20 protein-coding genes are annotated in these 24,914 nt (G+C 51.8%); 18 read left to right on the forward strand and 2 right to left on the reverse strand.

Features of this window, described 5'->3' with window-relative positions; genetic code table 11:
* Positions 1-50: 50 nt before the first annotated feature.
* Both ACTID9_RS06210 and ACTID9_RS06215 read left to right on the forward strand, forming a co-directional pair.
* On the forward strand, positions 51-2,999 hold the full coding sequence (locus ACTID9_RS06210) for a WG repeat-containing protein (RefSeq protein WP_441070371.1): 2,949 nt from the start codon (positions 51-53) through the stop codon (positions 2,997-2,999).
* A gap of 134 nt (positions 3,000-3,133) precedes the next feature.
* Entirely contained in the window at positions 3,134-3,625 is a 492-nt protein-coding gene (locus ACTID9_RS06215; protein ID WP_441070372.1) for a YbaK/EbsC family protein, read from the forward strand.
* Positions 3,626-3,704: 79 nt separating this feature from the next.
* Here ACTID9_RS06215 and ACTID9_RS06220 read toward each other — a convergent pair whose 3' ends face one another.
* On the reverse strand, positions 3,705-4,613 hold the full coding sequence (locus tag ACTID9_RS06220; protein WP_441070373.1) for a DMT family transporter: 909 nt from the start codon (positions 4,611-4,613) through the stop codon (positions 3,705-3,707).
* A 153-nt stretch (positions 4,614-4,766) separates the two neighbouring features.
* Between ACTID9_RS06220 and pdxR the strand changes: the two genes are divergently transcribed.
* From pdxR to ACTID9_RS06250, 6 genes are all read left to right on the forward strand, one after another.
* Positions 4,767-6,212, forward strand: a complete 1,446-nt coding sequence (gene pdxR / locus ACTID9_RS06225; RefSeq protein ID WP_441070374.1) for a MocR-like pyridoxine biosynthesis transcription factor PdxR — start codon at positions 4,767-4,769, stop codon at positions 6,210-6,212.
* A 169-nt stretch (positions 6,213-6,381) separates the two neighbouring features.
* The gene (locus ACTID9_RS06230; RefSeq protein WP_441070375.1) at positions 6,382-7,224 is read left to right on the forward strand and encodes a MurR/RpiR family transcriptional regulator; all 843 of its coding nucleotides are present in this window, start codon (positions 6,382-6,384) and stop codon (positions 7,222-7,224) included.
* Between the two features lie 24 nt (positions 7,225-7,248).
* Positions 7,249-8,361, forward strand: coding sequence for an o-succinylbenzoate synthase (gene menC / locus ACTID9_RS06235; protein ID WP_441070376.1), 1,113 nt, complete (start codon positions 7,249-7,251; stop codon positions 8,359-8,361).
* Positions 8,362-8,530: 169 nt separating this feature from the next.
* Positions 8,531-9,709 carry a hypothetical protein gene (locus ACTID9_RS06240; RefSeq protein ID WP_441070377.1) on the forward strand — a complete coding sequence of 393 codons (1,179 nt, stop codon included), beginning with the start codon at positions 8,531-8,533 and terminating at the stop codon, positions 9,707-9,709.
* Positions 9,710-9,739: 30 nt separating this feature from the next.
* On the forward strand, positions 9,740-10,279 hold the full coding sequence (locus tag ACTID9_RS06245) for an RNA polymerase sigma factor (RefSeq protein WP_441070378.1): 540 nt from the start codon (positions 9,740-9,742) through the stop codon (positions 10,277-10,279).
* Positions 10,263-11,918 carry a hypothetical protein gene (locus tag ACTID9_RS06250; protein WP_441070379.1) on the forward strand — a complete coding sequence of 552 codons (1,656 nt, stop codon included), beginning with the start codon at positions 10,263-10,265 and terminating at the stop codon, positions 11,916-11,918. The genes ACTID9_RS06245 and ACTID9_RS06250 overlap by 17 nt, the downstream gene beginning before the upstream one ends.
* Before the next feature lie 39 nt (positions 11,919-11,957).
* Here ACTID9_RS06250 and ACTID9_RS06255 read toward each other — a convergent pair whose 3' ends face one another.
* Positions 11,958-13,187: a MerR family transcriptional regulator gene (locus tag ACTID9_RS06255; RefSeq protein WP_441070380.1), complete on the reverse strand. Its 1,230-nt coding sequence runs from the start codon at positions 13,185-13,187 to the stop codon at positions 11,958-11,960.
* Positions 13,188-13,358: 171 nt separating this feature from the next.
* Here ACTID9_RS06255 and ACTID9_RS06260 point away from each other — a divergent pair, with 171 nt between their 5' ends.
* From ACTID9_RS06260 to ACTID9_RS06305, 10 genes are all read left to right on the forward strand, one after another.
* Positions 13,359-14,645, forward strand: coding sequence for an NAD(P)/FAD-dependent oxidoreductase (locus ACTID9_RS06260; protein ID WP_441070381.1), 1,287 nt, complete (start codon positions 13,359-13,361; stop codon positions 14,643-14,645).
* Positions 14,646-14,658: 13 nt separating this feature from the next.
* Complete coding sequence (locus ACTID9_RS06265; RefSeq protein WP_441070382.1) at positions 14,659-16,131, forward strand: aldehyde dehydrogenase family protein; 1,473 nt, start codon at positions 14,659-14,661, stop codon at positions 16,129-16,131.
* Positions 16,132-16,175: 44 nt separating this feature from the next.
* Positions 16,176-17,579: an MATE family efflux transporter gene (locus ACTID9_RS06270; RefSeq protein WP_441070383.1), complete on the forward strand. Its 1,404-nt coding sequence runs from the start codon at positions 16,176-16,178 to the stop codon at positions 17,577-17,579.
* Positions 17,580-17,634: 55 nt separating this feature from the next.
* Positions 17,635-17,928: a cupin domain-containing protein gene (locus ACTID9_RS06275; RefSeq protein WP_441070384.1), complete on the forward strand. Its 294-nt coding sequence runs from the start codon at positions 17,635-17,637 to the stop codon at positions 17,926-17,928.
* Positions 17,929-18,067: 139 nt separating this feature from the next.
* On the forward strand, positions 18,068-19,675 hold the full coding sequence (locus ACTID9_RS06280) for an amidohydrolase (RefSeq protein ID WP_441070385.1): 1,608 nt from the start codon (positions 18,068-18,070) through the stop codon (positions 19,673-19,675).
* Between the two features lie 540 nt (positions 19,676-20,215).
* A complete protein-coding gene (locus tag ACTID9_RS06285) occupies positions 20,216-21,328 on the forward strand; it encodes an ABC transporter substrate-binding protein (protein WP_441072441.1) in 1,113 nt (370 codons plus the stop codon).
* A gap of 12 nt (positions 21,329-21,340) precedes the next feature.
* Positions 21,341-22,159 (forward strand): alkaline phosphatase family protein, encoded by an 819-nt coding sequence (locus ACTID9_RS06290; RefSeq protein WP_441070386.1) that lies wholly within the window; start codon positions 21,341-21,343, stop codon positions 22,157-22,159.
* Positions 22,160-22,233: 74 nt separating this feature from the next.
* Positions 22,234-23,082 carry an ABC transporter permease gene (locus ACTID9_RS06295; protein WP_441070387.1) on the forward strand — a complete coding sequence of 283 codons (849 nt, stop codon included), beginning with the start codon at positions 22,234-22,236 and terminating at the stop codon, positions 23,080-23,082.
* Positions 23,079-23,885, forward strand: a complete 807-nt coding sequence (locus ACTID9_RS06300) for an ABC transporter permease (RefSeq protein ID WP_441070388.1) — start codon at positions 23,079-23,081, stop codon at positions 23,883-23,885. Before ACTID9_RS06295 ends, ACTID9_RS06300 begins: the two co-directional genes overlap by 4 nt.
* Complete coding sequence (locus ACTID9_RS06305) at positions 23,882-24,901, forward strand: ABC transporter ATP-binding protein (protein ID WP_441070389.1); 1,020 nt, start codon at positions 23,882-23,884, stop codon at positions 24,899-24,901. Before ACTID9_RS06300 ends, ACTID9_RS06305 begins: the two co-directional genes overlap by 4 nt.
* The last annotated feature ends 13 nt before the right edge of the window (positions 24,902-24,914 follow it).

Raw genomic sequence — 24,914 nt, forward strand, 5'->3', positions numbered from 1 at the left:
TACGCGTCTACTACTACATCGTGTTTTTAAGAGAGGCAGGAGACACATGCATGTTCAAACGCACTATTTCAATGGGGATAGCGATCCTGATAGGAGCGTCTGCGCTGATCGCTCCCGCACAGGCAGCAGCCGTACCGTATCTGAAGCCATACGTGACCGATACCAAATATGGTTTCACGGATGGCAGCAAACGGATTACCCAACCGGTCTACGATGATTTCAAAAAAGCAGCCCATGTGCTGATCGTCACGAAAAACGGAAAACAGGGCGTCATCGATGCGAAAACAGGGGCCACGCTCATTGCGCCGATCTGGGATCAAATCGACATTCCGGAGCTGAAAAATGTCGCGGTCTTGCGCAAAGGCGCTGCGCTGCAAACCTTTACCTTCAGCACCAAAACGTTGTCCAAAGCGGTATTCAAAGAGTACGCAACGTTCTATTTATCCGACAAGCATACAAGCGTAATCGCGCTATCGGGAAACAGCTCGATGCTCATGGACACCGACGGCAAGGTTTTGATTCCGCCGTTTCAAGGAAATATCCGCTTTGTCGATTGGAAAGAGCCGAAATCAGCTGATGCCAACCGCGATACGACCCGCTATGCCATTGCCGTCTCAGCCAAAGAGCTGACGATGTTTGACCCGGTTTCGCTGAAGCCGATGTTCTCGGTTCCAGCTGTCACACTGGCGGGACCCGACAATGAAATTCCGACGGTTTCGTATTTGCAGGTTGTGCGCAACGGCAAAACGGGTCTGGTCAAACGGGACGGAAGCTTTGCGCTGGAGCCGAACTACAGCGGCGTCCAGCTGCTCGAAGGCACATTCGCGTCGTTTCGCGGGCCTGGCGGAGTCGGCTTGGTCAGCGACGGCAAAATCGTGCTGGAGCCAGGCTATGAGGAAGTGGGCGGACTGCCGTATCCGGCAACAGGCTTTTTCGGACGAAAAGGAGACATCGTGACCTACTACGTAAACGATGGCAGCAGCTCTTTTTCGTTGCGCAAAGGCGCTGCGTATTTGTATGGCAAAAGCGATACGTACGTCCTGGGAAAAGATGTGGACAGCGGCCTGTATGGGGTCAAAAACCTGAAAGGCGAAACGATCGTCCCGTTTGAATACCCGGGCTTGGAAGGGGTGCCGGCTGCATGGGTGCTGGTGCGAAAAGACGGCAAGAAAGGCATTTTGGCCCAGCGCAACTTGAGCGTCGTCGCACCCGAGGTCTGGTTCGACAGCTTCGTCACGATGGGCGGATATGACATGCTGGCGCTTACGGATGGCAAAAAGCTCGCGCTGTACTCCCAAGAAAGAGGGCTGCTGGTGCCTTTTCAGGAAGGGCTGCAAATTCGCTTCGACAGCAAGCATAACGCTGTGCTGGTGACCACGCCGGACAACAAGACGCGGGAGTATGGGGCGTATGAGCCGCCTGCGGAACCCAACCAGAAACCGGAGGAGAAGCCGGACATCAACGCACCCCAAATCGAGCAGCTCAACGAACAATTGAGCACATCCTATGTCCGCGATAAAGGCTATACCATTTTGCGCACAGCAAGCGGAGAGCCGGTTTCGAGCCAAATCTACCAGTTTGTCAGGAAAGAAGATCAATTGATTCTGGCAAATATAGATGCAGCATCCACCAGCTTTGATGTATACACGGCAACGGGCGAGCTGATCAACAAAGGTCTGCGTATTGCGGGAAGGAACGACCCGGAGGTGGAGCCGATTGTTTTACTCAAAGCCGGTGACTCGTATTACGCCCTTGCGGCAAAAGAAAATACGCGGGGCAAAGCGCTTGTGCGGCTGCATGGCAACCAGATGACGGTGCTGACGGATTTCACGTACTGGAGAATGTCCCGGTGGGGCGATTTGGGAGCAGAAGGGGTACTCGTGAACCTTTCTCGGCAAAATGGCGGGGACGACTTTACTATGCTCACAACGGACAGCATACGGCCAAAACTCGAGCAGGTTGAAGCCTATGGGATCAGTGACCAGGTTTATTTCATGCAAAAACAGGGAACCTGGAATGTGTTTGACAAAAAGCTGAATCCGCTGACAACGGGCAATTACAAATCACTCCGGAATGCCAGTGTTTCACCGGAGAAGTCGCAGCATCTGATCGTTCAGGATGCCAAGACAGGGCTGTATGGCTTGATAAACACCAAAGGCGCGGTGCTGGCAGCTCCCAAATATGAGTATCTGAGCCTGATCGATGACACGTTTGCCGAGCAGCTTGACTATGATCCCGGCATCCAGCATTGGTTTGTGGTCATCAAAGGCAATCAGTTTGGCTACCTGAACGAAAACGGCAAAGAGATGTTCATGACGCCGCTGTACACGAAAGCGCCAAAAGTCACGAATCTCGCAGTGAAAGCGGGTGCTTTCCCTGAATTTGAAAACGTGATGGCAGTTGCGAGCGAGCAGCTGGTTGATTACGGCAAGCCATATAGTCAGATCAAAGGCGATGCCGAGAATATGTTTTATGGCCATGTCGCGCTTTATTTCGATTTGCCGCAGGACAGCAGCAAGGAAGCGATCATCGCGGCGCTCGTATCGAAAGGCATCCTGCCTGCGACTCGCACGGGAGCCGATTTCAGCGATGACGACTTTTTCGCTCTGGCGTACTACATGGTAAACGGGGCAAGCGCCCAGCAGCTCACCGGCGACCAGCGATTCCAATGGGCGAATGATCGCGGCCTGTACTTTCAGCGAGGCGGGCACGATTGCACCAGCCCGTTCGTCGATTATGATTTCCTGTTCATGAACAAGCTGCTGCTGGCCAAGAAAGCGAACGTCAAGCTCAAGCCAAAGACGCTTTCTTTCGAGACGTTGACCGATAAGCAGCGCAGCATGCTGCTTTCGCTCATCCAGGTAAACGGTATCCCGTACGACAAGGCGCGTTTGCCGCTGACGCGCGCAATCTTGGACCCGCAGCTGAAAAAGCTGATCGCAGAGTATAACAAAGCATCGGTACAGCTGCTGCAAGCGTATTTGAAAAACAGGCTATAGCCAGATTCACCGGGAGGGCCGATTCCAGGCTCTCCTTTTTGCTGCGCTTGAAGACGCTGCTGCTGTTGCCAGATTTTTTCATGCATCCGTTTTTTGGTATACTGAACGGAAAGCTTGAAGGGAGATGTGAGAAGATGATAACAGCCAATCGATTTGAAGATGTTCGCCTGTTTGTGAAGCAGCATGATGAGAAGCTGGAACCGATCCTCCTGCCTGAAAAAGTCCCGACATCGGAAGCGGCAGCCCGTGTGCTCGGCGTCGAGGTCGGCCAGATCGCCAAGTCGATTCTTTTTCGCGCGGAGGACAAGTTCGGCTTGTTCGTAGCGGCAGGCGACGTGCGCGTCGACCAGAAAAAAGTGAAGCAGCTCTTGGGCGGCAAAAAACCGCGCATCGCCACGCCGGAGGATGTTGTGGAAATCACGGGATTCCAGGTGGGAGCGGTATGCCCGTTTGCGCTGCGGACGGACGTCCCGATTTTTATCGATGAGTCGCTGCGCCGGTTTCCGGTCGTCTATACAGCGGCGGGCGTGGTCGAGTCGATGCTGCCGATTACGTTTGACGAGCTTGTCGCGGTGACGAAAGGCATGGTCGTACAGGCAGCGGCAGGGGAACGGGCAGAGGCATAGACGCGCTGCTCGGCCTGCCGTTTCGCCATGCCGCGACCAAAGCCGCGTTGAAGCGTTTCCGGCTGTTTTTACACGAACGTCAGGAGGCGGTGCCCATGCTTTTGGCTGTATCCGTGCGGGGATCGCTGTGCACGGTCGCGAGCAGGACGCCGCCGAGCGCGATCGCGCCGCCGATGAGCGAGAGGAGCGAGGGCACCTCGCCGAGCCAAATCCAGCCGATCACATAGGCGCACGCCGGGGTCAAGTAGAGCGAGCTTGTCGCCTCCGACGTGCCGACGCGCGCGGTGATGAAGGCGAGTGCAAGATAAGGCAGCACCGTCGGAAAAATTCCCAAATACAGCACGCTCGCCGTCACCTCGAACGGCGCGTTCATCACGGCTTGCCCCAAACCGGGTGAAAAGAAAAGCATAAACAGCGTTCCGGCCCAGATCGTGTAGGCCGTAAAAGCGAGAAATCCGTATTTTTCGATAAATGGCTTCTGAAACGTGAAGTATACGCTCTCCGCCAGCGAAGCGATTAAAATCAGCAAGACCCCGCCATTTGCCGCGATCGGCTCCCCTGTACCCCAGGCACTTACGGCCACACCGCCAAACCCGACCACCGCTCCAATCCACCCGCGAATCCCGAATCGTTCCCGGAAGAAAAAAAGCGCAAGCAGCGAGGCGAAAATCGGCGTCGTCGCGACAAACAGGCTCGCGGCCCCGGCACTCACGGTCTGTTCGCCATAATTGAGCGCAGCATGGTAGACAAAAAAGCCGAGAAAGCCAAGCAGCAAAATCATCGGAACGTCTTTTCGCTCAGGCAAACGAATGCGGAACATTGCCGCCAACATGAGCAGCAGCGCGGAGCCGGTGAGAAAGCGCAACAGAGACAGCTGCCCCGGGGTATAGGCAGTAAGCCCGACCCGAATTCCGACAAAAGCGGATGCCCACAAAACGATGATCAGACTGTGTGAAGCGGCTATCGCGAATTTTGCATGCTTGGACATGGTAACGTTCCACCCTTTCGATTGAAAAAACCAACCAGTATCACGGACGATCATCGCGTATATTTATGGTAATCAAGAATTGGTAAAATGGCTTCAACCAGTTGATGAAGTCGCAACCCAACCACTTTTGGGAGAAAAGGGGACAAGAGAAAGATGGGCCGAGACGGGCAACCCGCGGAAGGACAGCTTCCCAAATACCAGCAGATCATCGCATATATCAAAGAGAAAATCGCCAATGGCGAGTGGCCGATCGGCAGCAAAATCCCGAGCCAGCGCACGTTGGCCAGCCAGTTCAAGGTGAATAGGAGCACGATCATTACCGCGATCGAGGAGCTGACCGCAGACGGCCTGATCGAGGGGCAGATGGGCAAGGGGACGGTCGTTGTCAACAACACGTGGACGCTTTTGGCGACCAACCCGCCGCCGGACTGGAACGCGTATGTCACATCCGGTGTGCACAAGCCAAGCCAGGATACCGTGCAAAAAATCAATCAGGACGAATTTGACGCCAGTTTGATCCAATTGAGCAAGGGCGAGCTGTCGCCCGAAATTTTTCCGCTGGTGACAATGCAGCGGTTGATGCACAAGGTGACGGACGAGCTGCATGCGTTCGGTTACGAGGAACCGAAAGGATACGGGCCGCTGCGGCAAGCGGTCAGCGATTATGTCCGTTCGTTCGGCATCGAAGCGTCACCGTCGTCGATTTTGATCGTGTCCGGGGCGCTGCAAGCGCTCCAATTGATATCGGTGGGGCTTTTGCATCGGGGCTCGACCGTCCTGTTGGAAAAGCCATCGTATTTGTATTCGCTGCACGTGTTTCAATCGGCGGGGATGAAGCTGACCAGTCTGGAGATGGATGCGCAAGGTCTGCTGCCCGGGGGCATCCCTGCGCTCCGCAAGCAGGGGAAGGCGGATATTTTGTATACGAATCCGTGCTTTCACAATCCGACCGGCATCCTGATGTCACAAAAAAGGCGGCAGGAGCTGATGCATGCTTGCGAAGCGGAGCGTCTGCCCGTGATTGAAGATGATCTGTACCGGGAGCTGTGGTTCGATGAGCCGCCGCCCGCACCGCTCAAGGCGATGGACAGGCACGGGCATGTCCTGTATCTCGGCAGCTTGTCGAAAACGCTGAGCCCGGGCCTGCGCATCGGGTGGATCGTCGGGCCGGAGCCGGTGATCGAGCGTCTGGCGGACATCAAAATGCAGACCGACTATGGCACAAGCTCGCTCTCCCAGCGCGTCGCCGCCGAATGGCTGACAAGCGGCGAGTACCAAAAGCATGTCGCCTACATCCGGGAGCAGCTGCGCATTCGCAAGGCGGCAATGCTTGAAGCGCTGGAGCTTCATGCGAGCGATCTCGCGGAATGGGAGAGTCCGGCAGGGGGATTTTTCATTTGGCTTCGGCTGAAGGAAAAGGTTCACATCCATGAACTGTTCAGCAAGGCGCTGCGCCAGGGCGTTCTGCTCAATCCCGGCAGCATTTACGGACAGGATCGCGACCGCTATTTGCGGCTGTCGTACGCCTATGCGTCGCTGCCCGAACTAAGACAAGGCATTCGCGTACTGGCGGACATTCTCAAAAACATGGCCCGATAATGCCCATTTCGTTCCTCTGGTTTTTTCCCGGAGGAATTTTTTTCTGCAAGACCCTCTTCCCATTCGTGCGAATATGTGGTAAAAATCAAATAGAAGACGATGAAGGAAAAGCTACAAAAATTAAATGAATTGAAGAATTGGCTACATTCAAGTGAGGAGGACCGTGCGGATGGAAGCGTTGATCCGAGAAAAGCTGTCACAGCTATCGCCCGGCCAGAAAAAAGTCGCCGAATTTTTGCTGATGAAGCCAGAGCAGTCCGCCTTTCTGACAGCTGCCCAGCTGGGAAGGGAAGCGGACGTGAGCGAGGCGACGGTCATTCGGCTCTCCTATGCGCTCGGCTTCAACGGGTTTCCCGACATGCAGGCGCGCATCCAGCAGCAGATGCTGAAAAAAGAGGGGCTTACCGTATTGGAGCAGGAGGCGGAGGCTGATTTGCTTGAGAAGGAAAAGTCGCTGTTCGCCCGCGTGCTGGACCGGGATGTCGCCATCGTGCGACAGCTCGCAGCGTCGATCAACGAGGCGGACATTTGGCAGGCGGTCGATTGGCTGAGTGAAGCCGACCAAGTGCTGGTGGCCGGTTTCCGCGCTTCCTATGGCGCCGCCCACTGGTTCTCCTTTGTCCTCAGCCAGTGCAGAGGTCATGTCCAGTTGCTGCAAGGCGGCAGCGACATGCCGGAAAAAATCAGCACGCTGACTGATCGTTCCGTCGCGTTCATCCTGTCGTATCCCCGCTACAGCCGGGATGCCGTCCAAACAGCGGAATGCGCGAGAAACCAAGGGGTGCGCATCATCGCCGCGACGGACCGGCCGCTGTCGCCTTTGGGGCAGCTTGCGGATCTGACGTTCACGACGGAGGAAAACCTGACCTCCATGTTCAGCTCCAACACCGGGCTGCAAAGCCTGCTCAACCTGATCATGGTGGGCATGACCACGCGGAACAAGGAACACGTGCAGGCACGTTCGCAAGCGCTGGAGCGACTGTACACCACGCAAGGCATTTTTGTTGAGTAAACGATCAAACGGGAGGGTTATCTCATGAAAGCGGACAAAATCGTATTGCGCAAAATGCAGCTCAACCTGAAAGCACCGTTTCAAACCAGCTTTGGCGTGACGACAGTCAAAGATTTTTACGTGACCGAGGTTCATACGAAGGATCACATCGGCTACGGGGAATGCGTCGCTGACATCGACCCGCTTTACAGCGAAGAGACGGTGAAGACGTGCATGCACATTTCGGAAGATTTCCTCATTCCGTGGCTGTTCGAGCATGGCGAGCTGTCGCATCCGGATGAAATCGGCAAGCTGTTTGCCCCGATCCGCCGCAACAACATGGCGAAGTCTGCGCTCGAAGGCGCATTCTGGGACCTGTATGCCAAAGAGCAAGGCATTCCGCTCGCAAAAGCCATCGGAGGAACGAAAGAGAAGATCGAGGTGGGCGTGAGCATCGGGATTCAAAAAACGCTCGACGACATGTTCCGCCTGGTCGACACCTTCCTGAACCAAGGCTACCGCCGGATGAAAATCAAGATCAAGCCAGGCCAGGACGTCGAGGTCATGACAGCCCTGCGCGAAAAATTCGGCGACATCCCGATGATGGCGGACGCCAACTCCGCTTACACCTTGGATGACATCGAGATTTTCAAAGAGCTGGATAAACTGAACCTGCTGATGATCGAGCAGCCGCTTGCCCACGATGACATTTTTGACCATGCGAAGCTGCAAAAGCAGCTGAACACGCCGATCTGCCTCGATGAGAGCATCCACTCCGTGGAAGATGCGCGCAAGGCGATCGAGATGGGCAGCACGCGCACGATCAACATCAAGATCGGCCGCGTCGGCGGAATTTCCGAGTCCAAGCGGATTCACGACCTTTGCCAATCGCACGGTATCCCGGTATGGTGCGGCGGTATGCTGGAGTCCGGCATCGGTCGCGCGCACAACATCGCGATCACCGCGCTGGCCAACTTCAAAATCCCGGGCGATACATCAGGCTCTTCCCGCTACTGGCACGAGGACATCATCAATCCGGAAGTGGTCGTGTCACCGGACGGCACCATCGACGTGCCGACAGGGGCGGGCATTGGCTACCAGCCGGTGCCGGAGTTGCTGGATAAATACACGGTGGAGATCAAGGAATATACCAGATAAGAGAAGTGCACACACCAAAAAGCGAACGTGCCGGATTGGCGGCGGTTCGCTTTTTTCTTTGCGCTGCCACGAAAAAAATTTTTTTGAAAAAGCTGTAACCAAATGCCATCCTCTGCGACTAATGGGAGTCAAAACCAATTGATTGGACAACGGACGGGAGGATTTTGTCATGAAAAAAAGAAGCAGCATCACCGCAATTGCCATCATCGGGAGCATGGTGGCGGTTCATTCCGCATGGGCGGCAGAACAGACTGCACCGTCGACGCCGCAGCCAACGGTGCCAGCGATACAGCCAAAAACGGGACAGCCAGCCGCTTTGGCTGCGCCGCAAGAAAACCTCAATCAGCTGGTCCAACAGGCTGTGGAGCAAGCGCGTCGGGCATTTCCACAGCTGAAGGACTACAAAACGCTCAAAGTAAGCACGCGAAAAGGCGTCAATGAGATGGTATTCGCCACTGTAAGCATCAATGGGGAAGGCACCAGGATGGCGAATCTCGTCGTGAACAAAAAGACAGGCGAGCTGCGGACCGTTGCCTTTTTGGAGCCGATCACGACCGATGGAGAAGTGCGCTATACGGTTTCACAAGGTCCGGAAGGTGATCAACCGGTAACCGACGAGACGGCACAGCGGCTGGCAGCGCAATTGATCGACAGGCTGTATGGCACCGATGCCAAAAACGCAAAGCAAGTTTCCCTGTGGCGAGATACGCGCGATGGCATCGCGTTGCCACCGGTTGTCAACTTCAAGGCACCCGTCGGTCCAAAGGGAGACACAGCCAGGTACGTATCTGTCCAGTTCGGCGGCAACGGCCAGATTTACGGGTTTGAAGCGGTGACAAAGCCTGTCAGCTATGATCAGTGGTTCGCTGCAGCGCTCTCCGCGAGAACGATGCCCAACGATCCATTGTCACAGCCAGCCCAAGTAACCTATGACAAGCTCTCCGCCCTCTATCCTGCGTTAAGCGGCTTCAAGCTCAAGCAGGCCAAATTGGATGACTACGACCAGACTTTCACCATCGAATTCAGATCGGCTGCGATCCAAAAGGATGCCGAGGCGATTGTTAAAATGGACGCCGCGACCGGGGCCTTGCTTCGTTTCGAGCTGGAGAAGCAAAAGCAACAGATGGGCAAAGGGGCCGAGCCGGAAGTGGCGAAAGAAAAAGCATATGCGTTTCTGCAGGCTTTCTATGGAGAAAAAGTGAAAGCCTATCATGTTGACAACCAGGTCATGACGGGCGAAAACGGTCCAACCCAAGTAGTCCTAGCCAGTTCGGGAGCAGACAAGGCGATTTTTATCCTCTATGTGGGAGCTGACGGACGCATCTGCAGCATGCAGAAAATGAACTAATCCGCTCTTACGGGGAACGGAGGAACATCGTTGCAAGACCACATCAACCAGCAGGTCATGCTGCTCTATGAAGCGCATCACCGCGATGTCTATCATTTTTTGCTCTATTTCACCGGCAACCAAAACGATGCGGAAGATTTGACCCAAGAAGTATTTATCCGGGTGATGAAGTCATGGGAGCGATTCGACTATCGCTCCGATCAGAAAACATGGCTTTTCGCCATCGCCAAATACGCCGCTATCGACCATTACCGGAAGAAGAAAGTGCAAAGCTTTTTCTCAGCGAACTGGCTGCTGCGGCTCGCGGCGACAGAGGGATTGCCGGAAAAAGAAATCGAGAGCAAGGAAGAGGAACAGGAGCTTGCCCGCGCAATCCAATCGCTGTCCTCCCACTATCGAATGGTGGTCATTTTGCGCGGCATCAAGGGCTACACCGTAAAAGAAACGGCAGAGATTCTCGAATGCTCGGAATCGCAGGTAAAAGTCTCGCTGCACCGGGCGCTGAAAAAGCTGCAAAAGGAACTGCAAGGCAGGATCGGAGGTGAATGGTGCGATGGGCTGGCAAAATGAAGACGATCTCTTGCACCATCTGCAAAAACTGGACCGTGTCAATCCGCCGCGACGGGAATTCGTCGAGCGTCTGCGCCAAACGCTCGCAGACGAGATGGCGGCCATGCCGCAAAAACGGCGAAGGAGACGGATGATTGCACAGACCGGCATGCTGACTTGCGCGGTCGCCATCCTGCTGTTTTTCCTCGGCGCCAATCAGCAGGCATGGAGAGCGCCGATCACCGCCGTGCCGCCTGTACAGCACCCGGCCGAACCGAGCAAGCAGCACGTCCCGTCGCCTCCCGAGCAAGTGCCGCACAATCCGGAAGACGTGCCGCCGATGACGCCGCATACCCCAATCCCGCCCGCCTCCCTATCGCCGCTGATTCAAAACGAGGCCGACCAAAAACCGACGCAAAAAGGGGTAAAACAGCCTGAAGGAGGGGAAGAGAAGCGGCAACCACCTGCCGGTAACATCATGCGAACGCAGCGCCATGCACCGAAAGCCCCAACGGTGCAAGAGCAGGCATACGCATATTTTCAGGAGGCAGGCGCAAAAGACTTGGCACAGTTTCAGGTGAATCCGTTTTTGTCAGCGCCGGGCCGCGGCTTTGTCGTGCTGAACCGGATGGTCGGCGGCATTCCGTTTTTGGCCGACCGATATACCGTCGAGCTGGATGAGGCAGGCAAGCCGGTGCAAAGCGAGATGATCCAAAACGCCGTCTCCTTGCAAGACTTCCCTTCGCCGATTCCCGCCGTTTCCGCAGCGGCGGCAAAACGGTATGTGGCCGATCGGATGAAGCTGGTTTACACAGCGGGGAGCGCGCCGCATTTGCGCTATCAATTGATGTTCTCCGGTACGCTTGATGCCATGAGCGGAAAACAATGGGAGAGAAGCACAGAGGAAATGCCGCCATCGAAGTCGATCCCGGTGACGCCTGCTGGGAAAAACATGTTCGCGCACACGGCGGAAGAAGCAGCAGCACTGCTCGCTGATGAGTTCGGCATCGAGGCCAAGGGAACCGTCACCGTTCAAAACGTAGGGGCGGAGACCGAATACACATGGGAAGAAGGGCAAGGCAAACGCGTTCGTGTCGCTGTCGCCATGCAAACGGGGCAGCTGACGGAATGGATCGTGATCGATTCCGCCATGAAAAAGGAAACCCCCGATGCAGCCCAATCGGACAACGATCTGTCAGACAAGGCCGTGTCCGCACTCGCGCCGTATCTCGACGCAAGCATCCGCGAACTGCAGGCAGCGGGTGTCCAGCAGGCGGGGGCTGTCCGCACCTATTATTTCAATCAACTGCATGAAGGGGTCCCTATCGTTGACAGAACATTCAGCGTGACGTTCGATTTGGGGCAGGAAAAAGTGATCGGCATGCGCCTTGGAATTCCAGACGGTGAGGTTCGATTGCCCGCTGCAAAGTCGGCGATCTCACGGGAGGCGGCGGCAGAGGCGTATCTGAAGACACGCCCGCTCAGGCTGGCGTATCGGATGTTGGGCGAAGCTGGGCAGCAACCCAAACCGCGCCTTGTCTACTACATCTATTATCACGAGACGCCGCGTTTGGAAGTCGATGCGGTGACAGGCAAGCTCATCGTCGGCTCCGGTCATAACCGCAACTTTTCCGTGCAAAAAGAGGCAGCGCAGGACTAAGCATCCGCGTTGCCTCTTTCGTATTTTGGAGCGTCCGAATCATGTCATGCTGGCCGTATACATCAGCATGTGGAACTTTTCGTGCAGCACATGGTAATCAAAAAACACCCCGGGATCGGTACAGTGCCCGATTGTTTCGCTTTGTGTGATTTGAAAGCCGTTAGCTGCCAGATTTTCTTCGAGATAGTTTGGATACATGATGCGTTCGTGTGAATGTGGATACAAAGCGGGGACCTTTTTCAACGATTTTGCCATGCTGTCGTAATAAGAATACCCGCCAACAATGGTTGAATGTTGATGAAAGTATCTTTTGAGAACTTGAAACGGGAAGTACGGATTGAGCAGCGAAAAATCATTCGTACTAAAACTATCGACAAAAACATCGATGCAATGCGGTTTCAATGGCAGATTGAGATCGGAGTTCAATAAATAGAGGACGTTGAGCCTCGGATTCATCCGCTCGATTCGTTTCTTCAGCTTCTTGAGCATGGCAAGGGAATACCCGCTGAATACATAGTAGGCGCTGCTATCAAGGTCATCGATATATTTGGGCAGGGAAACAAAAGCATCTACGTTTGTTTCTACAACGATTTTTCTCGTCAAGTCTGCATGCTTCAACGTTTTTTGAAACCACAGATTCCCTTTTTCAAATAGGTTGATCATGCTCGGGGTGATCTCTTTAATCGTCTCTTTGTCGTAAAAATAAGACGGATAAGGGGACGTCTCATACAAGTTAGCGGTGACGATGATGCCTTGCTCGATCGTCGCCTCGTATCCGCAGGTGCAAAGCAGGCTCCCCGTTTGGATATAGACCTCTTTGATCGTCACGTCGTTCATTTCAAGCGGGACGCGGCACTTCGGGCAGTACAGCAGATGGACAAAGGAGAGGGGGATGCCTGTGTATTTCTCTTCCATGGTTGAAGGCGAGCTTGTCTGAACCGCTTTTTCAATGGAGACGATCGCTTTCGAGATGTCTTCTTTTTCTTTGATGAGTTGTTTCTTTTTCTCCACGAGCAGGTTGTGGTAGTAGTCGATATCCTCGTGGTCAGAAAAGTTGGTGACACGCCGATACGATAAAATTTGATGAATCTCTTGCAACGAAAAATGAAATTTTTTGAGTTCTGTGATAAAAGCCATGTCATCCAGGCACGACTGATTCATGACATAATGGATATTTTTTTTGTCAGGAATTAATAAACCAATCTCAATGTAATAGCGGACGGTATCGGTCGTAACATGAAACAGCTTGGCAAAAGCACCGATTTTCATAGTTGCCCCCAATGAAAAAAGAAAGTGGAGTAACTCCATTTTTGTTTATGAAAACGTACGCAAACGGTTATTGACCAGGAGAACGCTCCACTTCATATCATGGATTCATTAAGTGTGAATAATTCTTGACGGTAGTGTAACATACCTGTCACAAAAGGAGAAGAACAGCCTGTGGACAAGATGGATCGAATGGATACTCTCTCACTGTGGACAGCGACGGCAAACAAGTATGAGAAAGGGAAGTCTCTTGCCGGAACAGAAGAAGCGGATGTTGTCATTATTGGAGCAGGTTTCACAGGTCTTTCCTCTGCCTACCATTTGCAGCAGCTTGGGAAGAACGTGATTGTCCTGGAGCAGGAAACGATTGGATACGGCGCCAGCGGTCGCAATGGCGGGATGGTACTGCCGGGCTACAAGCCATCGATGCAGGAGCTTGCGAAAAAATACGGTACGGAAGAGGCCAAGCAGCTAAACGATCTCTCCTTGTACAGCATTGAGCTGGTCAAAAAACTGATCGATGAACATCAAATCAATTGTGATTTTCGGAAAACGGGACACATCGTGGCGGCCTACAAAGCAAAGCATTTTGAAGGTTTGAAAATCGAAAGCGAATACATGAACAAACATTTCGGGTACGAGTCAAGTGTGCTTGATCGAAGCCAGCTGCATCAAGAAATCGATTCCCCGATTTATCATGGCTGTCTGGTCGACAACTCGAGTTACTCGTTCCAGCCGTTAAATTACGCCATCGGATTGGCGGAAGCGGCGAAGAAGCTGGGCGCACGAATCTATGAGCATTCAAAAGCGCAATCGATTGACTATGGGAAAAATAGTGTGAAAGTTCGTACAGAAAAAGGCACCGTTACGGCAAAAGACATCATTGTAGCGACGGATGGCTACTCCGGAAAACTCATGAAAGAGCTGAACAAAGGCGTACTGCCGATCTCTGCGCGCATCATTGCGACGGAGCAGCTGCCTGAGTCTTTGCTCGATCAGGTGATTCCGAAAGATCGCATGGTTTTTGATACAAGCAATTTCCTCTACTATTTCCGTCGCACGCCGGACAATCGAATGGTATTCGGCGGTGGCGACATTCGCCCGAACTTGGGAGATGGCGTGTATCAAGACGTTTACAATGCGATGGTGAATGCGATGCCGAAACTGGCCGGAAGCAAAATCGATTACCGCTGGGGCGGTTTTATCGGAGTGACCATGGACACATTCCCGGTCATCGGCAAATCGAAAGAAGGGGCCTATTTTGCAACAGGCTATACGGGGCACGGGGCTTCGCTCTCCACATTGTTCGGCCAGTTATTGGCGCAATGGATCGTGACGGGAAATGCTGGCGGATACCGCTTTGAAAAAGCACACCTCAAATCATTCCCGTTCTATAACCAAAAAACAATGTTGGTTCATCTCGCGCATATGAGTTTCAAGCTGCTCGATATTATCGCGTAAAGGAGTGTTGTTCATGAATATCAACATGTACATCGACGGGAAATGGGTTGAAGCGTCGAACGGTAATCGCAGAGACGTGCTCAACCCGGCAACGGGAGAGGTGATCGCATCGTCGGCTGACGGCTCGGCAGACGATGCCAAACTGGCGATCAAGGCGGCCCGCAAGGCGTTTGACAGCGGCATCTGGTCGAACCTCTCGCCGGATGAAAGAGCGGCCTGTCTTTATCGGATCGCGGACAGACTCGAGGAAAAAGCAGCGGAACTTGCACGTTTGGAATCGGCGAATAACGGGAAGGTCATACGCGCAACGACCCATGTCGATATTCCGGTTTCGATCCAATGCTTCCGCTACTATGCCGATATGATCAAAGACATGAAAAAGGAAACGTACACGCGGGCGGATGCTTCGGAAACATGGATCATCCATGAGCCGATCGGGGTGTGCGGGCTGATCGTCCCCTGGAACTTCCCGCTCATGCTTGCGGTGTGGCAAATTGCTCCCGCGCTTGCTGCAGGGAACACGATTGTGATCAAGCCTGCAGAGGCCACTCCTGTAAGCGTATTCAAGCTGTTTGAAATCTTGGAGGAAGTCGGGCTTCCTGCCGGTGTAGCCAACCTGGTACTGGGACCTGGCTCCACAGTGGGGAATGAGCTTGCCGAGAGCCATGATGTCGACAAGATTTCCTTCATCGGCGGTACGAAAACAGGCAAAAGCATCATGCGGGCAGCAGCCGGCAATATGAAAAAAATTACGCTTGAGTTAGGCGGAAAATCGCCGCTGATCGTGTTTGACGATGTTGATTTTGAAATCGCTGTCGAGAATGCCATGTTCGGTATTTTCCACAATGCCGGACAGGTTTGCTCTGCTGCGTCACGCCTGCTCGTGCAAGCGTCGATTTACGATCGGTTCGTCGAGAGACTGGCAGAGCGCGCCGGCAAAATTGTCGTTGGAAACGGGGAAATCGAGCATATCGAGATGGGCGCGATCACGACCGAGGCTCATATGAATGATGTTTTGCACTATATCCAGAGCGGGATGGAAGAAGGCGCCCGGTTGGTTTGCGGTGGTAAACGCTTGGTGGAAAACGGGCTTGAACGCGGATATTTTATTGCGCCGACGATTTTTGCGGATGTTGACGCGAGCATGCGCATCGTGAAAGAAGAAATTTTTGGCCCGGTCCTCGTCGTGCAGAAATTTACAGATGAAGAAGATGCGATCCGAAAAGCGAATGATTCGGTTTACGGATTAGCCGGTGCCGTCTTTACCGAGGATATGGAGCGAGCAAAACGCGTCATCAGCAAACTGCGTGCGGGAATCACGTGGATCAACAGTTATCACCTCGCCTATATTGAAGGTCCTTGGGGAGGGTATAAGCAAAGCGGGATCGGCAGAGCGCTGGGTGCTGCCGGGCTGGAGCATTTCATGGAAACCAAGCAGATCAACATTCATCAGCATGCCAATCGGGTCGGCTGGTATGCGAACTAAAGGGAATGGCCTTGCTGCATAACAACGGATAAGGGGAGTTGCGCATGGAGATAGCAAATAACCATCCGCCTTCGAGAACGGAACAAGCGGAAGCGAAGAAGCAAGCGAATGATTCGGAGTTGGGAACAAAAAGCATTCCGCTCTTGTATTTGCGGTTTGCTTTGGCAGGAATTATGGCGAACGCGATTCTCGGGGTTGTGGCGGTTGTCGATGGTTATTTTGTCAGCGGCTTTCAAGAGCTGGAAGTAGAAGGGATCGGGATCGGCTTTACAATCATGGTGATCACCCGTATGCTGGGCGTTTTGTTTGGCGTGGGAGCCGGAGCGGTCACTTCTCTCCGGCTTGGAAAAGGAAAAATGGAAGAAGCGCGAAGCATTATGGGCCAAACCCTATGGTTCACGCTGATCTTCTCGGTTTTGCTCGCTGTTCTTGGATTGCTCTACGAAAAAGAGCTGATGATCTTGTTCGGAGCGAGTGAAGAATCCCTTCCCTATGCCGTAGAGTACAGCCGCCTTCTGTGGATTTCGCTACCAATCACGATCTTGGCCGTCGTCCTGAGTATTTTAGCGAATATCGATGAAAAGCCGGTATTGTCCATGAACAGCTGGTTAGTCGCGGCGGCTGTTGCCGGCGTCATCGAATGGATCATGGTAACGAAATACGACATGGGGATGATGGGGTCTTCATGGGCAAATACGATTTCGCAATCAATCCCTGCATTGCTGATCTTTTATTTCTGGTTCGGCAAAACAAGGCTGAAGCCCAAAATGAAAGATATCAAGTTTCGGATGAAAACGATCGGAGAAGTGGCGTGGACAGGGTTCGCTTCTTTTTCGAGCCAATTCATGATGTTTTTTGCGATCATTTTTTTCAACAACTTGCTGCAAAGCTATGGCGGCGGGCTGCACGTCGCAGCGTTCACGATCCAAAACGGATACATTACGAACCTGCTCGCTCTTACCGCGCTAGGTGGAATGACGGGGCTTCAACCGATCATTAGCTACAATTATGGCGCAGGCAATTACGATCGGGTAAAACAGGCCATCAAGATGGGACTCATCTTCACCATCTCCTTCTTTGTGATTGCGACTGCCATCCTGATCATTTGCGCAGATCCAATCGTGTCGTTTTTCTCCAGCGGCAATCCGGAATTGCAGCAGCTCGGCGTGTGGACCACAGTCGTATTCAACTGTTTGTTTACGCTGAATGCAGTCAGCCTGCTGATCTCCGGTTACTTTGAATCCCAGGAGAAAAACTGGACGGCTACGTTTATTAACGTCAGCAAAATGGTGCTGTTCACCTTCCCGTTCATGTTCATTTTCCCTCAAATATGGGGAGTGGACGGAATCTGGTATTCGGCCCCGGCGTCGGAGGTCCCCGGCGTTCTCATTGCCATTTATTTCATTCGAAAAGAATTTAAGCGTTTACGAGAAAGAAAATTCGCATAAGTACAATGTTCTGTACTTTCAAACCAATCAACTTCGGAAGAGAGTGGATGATCACATGTTTTTTGCAAAAAAATTGACGGCAGAAGAAGCGCAACGTTTGGAAGTGGATACATGGGAACCGTGGGTAGGCGAACCGAACAAAGGCACGTGGCATGTAGAAGAGCAGGAAGTTTTTTATGTAACAGATGGTGAAGTGTTCATTACGGTTGATGGCGTAACGCACCATATTACGAAGGACTGGGTCGTTTCCTTGGCGAAAGACCTCGTCTGCGAGTGGGATTGCCCTCAATTTTTGAAAAAGAATTTTAAAATGAACCATGAGATACTTGCAAAGGTAAACCGCCTGTAACCGTGCAGCAAACGATCAAACTTCTCATCTCTCTGGAGGCGGGGAGTTTCTTTCTATCAAGACTGTTACAAATGTTACACGCTACAAAAGTTGCATGCGTGACAAATAAAAGAATAATCCATACAGGAGGTTTTGGCAGATGAACCCGGATGTTGTGTTTTTGCATGGCGAGGTAGTAACGGTCGATCAACAGAATCGGATTGCAGAAGCGGTTGCTGTAAAGGATGGCAAAATCGTGGCCGTCGGGACTTCCGAAGAAATCAGGCAAATGGTCGGGCCGCACACCAAAGTGGTCGATCTTGATGGGAAAAGCCTGCTTCCCGGATTCATCGACTCCCACTTGCATATCGTTTCATACGGAATCGACAAGATGGGGGTAAGCTGCAAGGCTCTACATATTCAGTCGATACAAGATATTTTGCACGATCTGCGCGCGCAAGCAGCCGTTCTGGCAAGCGGCAAGTGGGTCAGGGCTTGGGGATTCGATGAGACCAAAATCGTGGAGCAGCGTTATCCCACACGTGAAGAACTGGATCAGGTTTCCACAGAACACCCGATCATTATCGTCCGCGCTTGCAATCATATTTCTGTCGTCAATTCAAAGGCGTTGGAGCAGTTTTCTATCGACCGGCATACCCCCAATCCAAAAGGCGGCATCATTGAGCGGGATGGACAGGGAGAACTGACGGGACGTTTGCTGGAAAGTGCCCATTTTCAAAAAAGCAAGGAAGTTGCTTTTTCCGATGAAGAGATTTTGCAGGCATTATCCCGTGTTTCCGCTGATTTTGTGGCGGCTGGCATCACCAGCGTTCATGACGCAGGATGTTTGGATACGGATGGGTTCCGCCTGATGCAGCAGGCTGTGCGCTCCGGTATCATCAAGAACCGGGTCTACGCAATGGTGTGCACGATGGACAGCCCGGAAGCGTTTGTCAATACGATGATCGCTGCGGGGATCACAACCGGTGTCGGAGACGAGCGGTTCAAAATCGGGCCAGCCAAGCTGTTTACGGATGGCAGCAGCAGCGGCCCGACCATCGCCACGCGCAAGCCGTATACCAGCAATCCGGAAGAGTACGGGATTCTCTACTATTCGCAAGAGGAGCTGAATCGGATTTTGACGGAAGCGCATAAAAAAGGCTTCCAGATCACCGTGCACGCGCAAGGAGACCGTGCGATCGACATGATGCTGAATTGTATTGAGGAGGCACAGAAACAGCATCCGCGCGAAGATGCGCGTCCACGGATCGAGCACGCCGGGATCACGGAGCCGGATTTGCTGGAGCGGATGAAACAGCTTGGCGTCGTCCCTATTCCCAATCCGCCGTTTTTTTATGAATATGGCGAGGGATATGTCAAGAACTACGGGGAGCGAGTGAACCACATGTACCCGCTGCGCGACTTCTTTGATAACGGGATCATCGCGGCAGCCGGTTCCGATTGCCCCGTCACCCATTACGATCCGCTCTTTGGTATCCATATGGCGGTGAATCGCCAAAGCAAACAAGGCACCGTCATCGGTGCGAACCAGAGGGTTACCGTGCTGGAAGCCATCCGGACATACACCTGGAACGGTGCCTATGCAAGCTTTGACGAAACGAAAAAAGGTAGCATCGAGGTAGGGAAATTGGCAGACTTGGTCGTGCTTTCCGATAGCATCCTGCAAACATCCTCCGAGAAAATCAATCAGCTTCATGTGGAATTGACCATGATCAATGGCGATATCGTTTATCAGTTAAAGCCATAAAAAGACCGTCCTCTACTGGCATGCATAAAAGTAGAGGATGCCCGCTGCCTTGCTTTTCTCAATGAGTGTTTGAAGTTGCTTACCGTCACTTTTTTCTCCTCAGTTTACGGGATCGGTCTTGCAAGATTTCTCTTGGCGGATCGATGACCGGCTCTTCTGGTGCCATATGGAGGAAGTATTTGAACGACATGTCGTACCTGGATCGCTCGACAATATCCACATCGATCATATAGAGCCGTGCAGGGACTACACGCAAACCCCTTTCGACATGATGTTTTAAGTATACAAAGAAAAAGGTACAGCTACCTCAAAAAAATGGAGTAGCTGTACCTTTTTTAGTAAGTAAAGACTTTTTCAGTGGCCTCCTCCTTTGAGGGGGTTTTTTTGTTTGCGCCTTTTTCTTCATCATTTCGTTACAAGAAATTAAACATATCATCACACGAGTTAATCTGTGGTTAATGTTGCGATTGTATATTTTTCTTAGGTCGAAAAACATAAAAACGCACAAAAGCGCAAATGGAGGAGAAGAACGTGAGCAAAATGAAAGCTCTGCAAGCGACGTTACTCATGGGAGTATTGACCTTAGGAATTACCGGGTGCGGAAATGGGACAACTCCACCTGCTTCTAGCACAGGTGCTGCTTCAGCGACAGATAACATGCAAAAAGAGCTGTCTTTCGAAGAGATTACGAACCTGGCCAAAAAGGAAGGACAAGTTGTCAGTGTAGGAATGCCTGACGGCTGGGCTAACTGGAAAGATACATGGAATGACGTCACCCGCAAGTATGGGCTCGCTCATTCCGATACGGACCTGTCGAGTTCGGAGGAGCTCGCCAAGTTTGAAGCGGAAAAAGATAATCCAACGGCAGATATCGGCGATGTAGGCATTTCATTCGGCCCGCTTGCTGTGGAGAAGGGGCTGACCATCCCTTATAAAACCTCCCATTGGAACGACATTCCGGATTGGGCGAAAGACGACAAAGGAAATTGGCTGGTCGCTTATCAAGGAACGATCGCTGTTTTGACGGACAAGAAATTGGTCAAAAACCCGCCGAAATCTTGGGATGATTTGCTGAAGGGCGATTATAAAGTGGTTGTGGACGATGTAGCCAAATCCAACCAAGCCCAAATGACCGTCTTGGCAGCAGCGATGGCACATGGCGGCAGCGAACGAAACATTCAGCCAGGTCTCGACTATTTTGCCGAATTGGCAAAGCAAGGACGGTTGGCGTCTATGGATGTGAAACCAACCAACTTGGAAAAAGGCGAGGTTCCCGTTGCGCTTTTGTGGGATTTTACAGCTCTCGGCTACCGCGACAAAATCGACCCGAAACGTTATGAAGTCTCCATTTTAAAAGAAGGCAGCGTCGTGAGCGGCTATACAACCATTATCAATAAATACGCTCCACACCCTCATGCGGCAATGCTGACGCGCGAGTATATTTTGAGCGATGAAGGCCAGATCAATCTTGCCAAAGGCTATGCCCGTCCGATTCGTACGAACGTAAAAATGCCGGAAGACGTAACCAAAAAGCTGATTCCTGCCGAGCAGTACCAGAACGCAAAGCCTATCCATGATTACAAGGTATGGGCCGATATGGCCAAAAAGCTTCCGCAAATGTGGGAAGAGCAAGTTTTGGTCAATGTAAAATAGGGAGGAATCCGTATGAACAAGGTCATCATGGTTGTCATCGATGGTTTGCAATACAACGTAGCAGCTACACAGATGGGCTTTCTCAACCATCTGGTTGAACGCAACGAGGCAGCGTTTTACAAAGTGAAATCTGAATTGCCAAGCATGTCTCGCCCGCTCTATGAAGTGCTTCTCACAGGGACGCCAGCCTCGGTCAATGGAATTACAAGCAATGACTCCATGCGATTGTCGACACAAAAAAGCTTGTTCCATTTGACGAAAGAGAACGGGCTGCGCAATGCTGCTACCGCTTTTTATTGGGTGAGCGAGCTGTACAATCGAACGCCTTTTGATAAAGTGGAGGATCGCCAACAGGCTGACGAGACCAAAGCGATTCAATATGGAACGTTCTATTTCGATGATTTTTATCCTGATTCCCATTTGCTCTTGGATGCTGAAGTGCTGCGCAGAAAACACGACCCGCACTTCCTCTATATCCACACGATGGGGGTTGACAATGCAGGGCATCTCTATGGATCGGATTCCAAGCAATATCGCAAAACAGCGATCAATATGGACCGTTACCTTGCTGAGCTGATCCCGATCTGGATAAAAGAAGGGTACCACATCGTCATCACGGCCGATCACGGGATGAATACGGATGGGGAGCATGGTGGTACCGGGAGCGATGAGCGAGATGTGCCATTATTCATGATCAGCGAGCGAGTCAAACCAGGATGTTACGAACAGGTTATTCCACAGCTTGCGATTACACCGCTGATCTGCAAATTGCTGCAAATCGCGCCGTCTGAAGCCATGCTCGACTATGATTTCTCCGAATTGATCCGGTAATCAACGAGCTTGTCAAGGGAAGGCCGTTGCTTATGAAGAATGGCCTTCCACCATTAAAACCGGGAGTTGTCCACATGAAACAGAAGATTGCATGGTTTGCTGTTGCAGCCTTGCTTCCATTTGTTGTGCTGGTCAGTGCTTTTGAATTGGTGCCGCTGATTCGGATGGTCATTGACAGCTTCCAATATGATGGAGGCCAGACGTACAGCTTGAACCATTATGTCTCAGCCTTTTCTAATGCTTACTATCGAAAAGGAATGATCAATAGTTTGCTCATTTCGTTGTACTCCAGTCTGATTGGGATTGTGATCGCGCTGTTCTCCTCCTATTCCATTACGAAAATGCCGAAAAAAATCCAAACCGCGATGATCACATTTTCCAACATGACGTCCAACTTTTCCGGAATCCCGCTTGCCTTCGGATATATCATTTTGCTTGGAACCAGTGGGATCATTACCTTGTTGGCGCAGGAAGCCGGTTGGAATATCCAATCGTCGTTCGATTTATATAGCTGGAGTGGACTGATCGCATCGTATGTGTACTTCCAGGTGCCTTTAGCCATCCTTCTGCTTTACCCGACTTATGCCGGCATTCAACGCTCATGGCGTGAATCCGCAGCGTTATTAGGTGCGTCTCCCCTGCAATTTTGGCGCTATATCGGTATTCCCGTGATATTGCCTAGCATAGCAGGGAAGTTCAGCATCCTCATTGCGAACGCGATGGGAGCTTATGCGACGGCCTATGCACTCGTCGGCGGCAGCTATAACCTTTTGCCGATACGCATTGGTGCGTTAATGAGTGGAGATGTTGTCAGCCAGCCTCATTTGGGGAGTGCACTCGCTGTTATCCTCGGCTTGATGATGATCGGAGCCATGTGGATTAACGAACGGATGATGCGACGCGTGAGGAGAGATTTGCGATGAGAAAAGGATGGATCCATTATCTTGTCATCCTGGCTGTAGGGTGTTATCTGGTCCTGCCTTTGGTAGCCACATTTTTATACTCGATTTCCCAAACATGGGCAAACACGATCTTGCCTACAGGCTACACGCTTTCTTGGTATGAGCAGCTTTTTTCCGATCAACGGTTTCTCGATGCACTGGGGAGGACGGCGTTGATCTGTACTCTCGCCTTGTTGCTTAGCATGATTACTATGGTGCTGACTGTTTTTGTGGTTACGGTGTATGTTCCCAAGCTGGAGCGATTCCTCCAAGCGCTGGTCATGCTGCCATATGCCATTCCGGGTGTGGTGGCTGCGGTTGGATTGATCAAGATGTATGCGAGCAAGCCGATTGTCTTGACTGGAACCATCTGGATCATTATCGGCGCTTACTATGTTTTGATTATGCCGTATATGTATCAAGGAATCAGAAACAGCCTGAGGACCATCGATGTCAAACGGTTGATTGAAGCCGCAGAGATGCTGGGGGCGAGCAAATGGAAGGCGTTTGCCCTTGTTGTTTTGCCGAATTTGGTTCCCGGTATTCTCGTTTCGTCCCTGTTGTCGCTTTCGATCTTGTTCGGCGAATTTGTGTTGGCGAATATGCTTGTTGGCGGCCACTTCGAAACCATTCAAATCTATCTCATGAAGCGACTCAAAGAAAATGGCCATTTATCCAGCGCCATCGTCATTACGTATTTTATGATCGTTTTGATTAGTTCCCTTGTCATGTTGAAGCTGGGGGCGAGACTGCAAACCCATGAACGAAAGGAGCGCGTATCATGAGCTACGTACACATTGACCACGTGCGAAAGAATTTCGCAGAAACGGCGGTGCTGCAAAATATCTCGCTTGAAATCGAAAAAGGTGAATTCGTTACATTGCTTGGCCCTAGCGGATGTGGAAAGAGCACGTTACTAAGGGCGATTGCCGGGTTGGAAACGGTTGACAGCGGCTTGATCAGCGTGAATGGCAAAAACATCACGGACTTGCCTGTGCAAAAACGAAGCGTAGGGATGGTATTCCAATCCTATGCGTTATTTCCGAACATGACCGTCTTTGACAATATCGCTTTTGGTTTGAAAATGAAAAAGGTGGCAAAAAGCGACATTGCCACAAAAGTAGCGCAAGTCATCGAGCTGATTCATTTGACAGGGAAAGAATCCGCGTACCCTCACCAGCTCTCTGGAGGACAACAGCAGCGTGTTGCACTGGCGAGAGCGATCGTATCCGAACCCGATATTTTGCTGCTGGACGAACCATTAAGCGCGCTCGACGCAAAAATTCGCAAGACCTTGCAGGTCGAATTGCGGAATATACAGAAAAGCTTACAAATGACCATGATTTTTGTCACACACGATCAGGAGGAAGCCATGACGGTATCCGACCGAATCTTTGTGATGAATCAAGGTGAGATTGTCCAGAGCGGCAAACCGGAAGACATTTATGCGTCGCCGGCAAATGAATTTGTCGCCCGTTTTATCGGGAGCTATAACGTGTTGACAGATGATGATCTGTATCACCTTTCCGGGGAGAAGGTCCAAGCAGGTTCTTATGCGGTACGACCTGAGGTGATTGAGTTATATAGCGACGAGATTCCTTCCGCGATGAAGACATCGGGATATTGGGTACGTGGTTGTATTCGGAATAAAATCACGAGAGGAAATGTTCGCCGTTACGAAATTCAAGCAAACAATCGGGTGATTTATGTGGACGAACTAAATGTTCCGCAAATCCCTCCTTTTCAAGAAGGGGCCTATGTCCAAGCAAGGTTACCCGAGGGCGAATGCATATTATTATAATTGGCAGGTGAAA

Source organism: Brevibacillus fluminis, from assembly GCF_052072235.1.
GTDB lineage: Bacteria > Bacillota > Bacilli > Brevibacillales > Brevibacillaceae > Brevibacillus_D > Brevibacillus_D fluminis_A.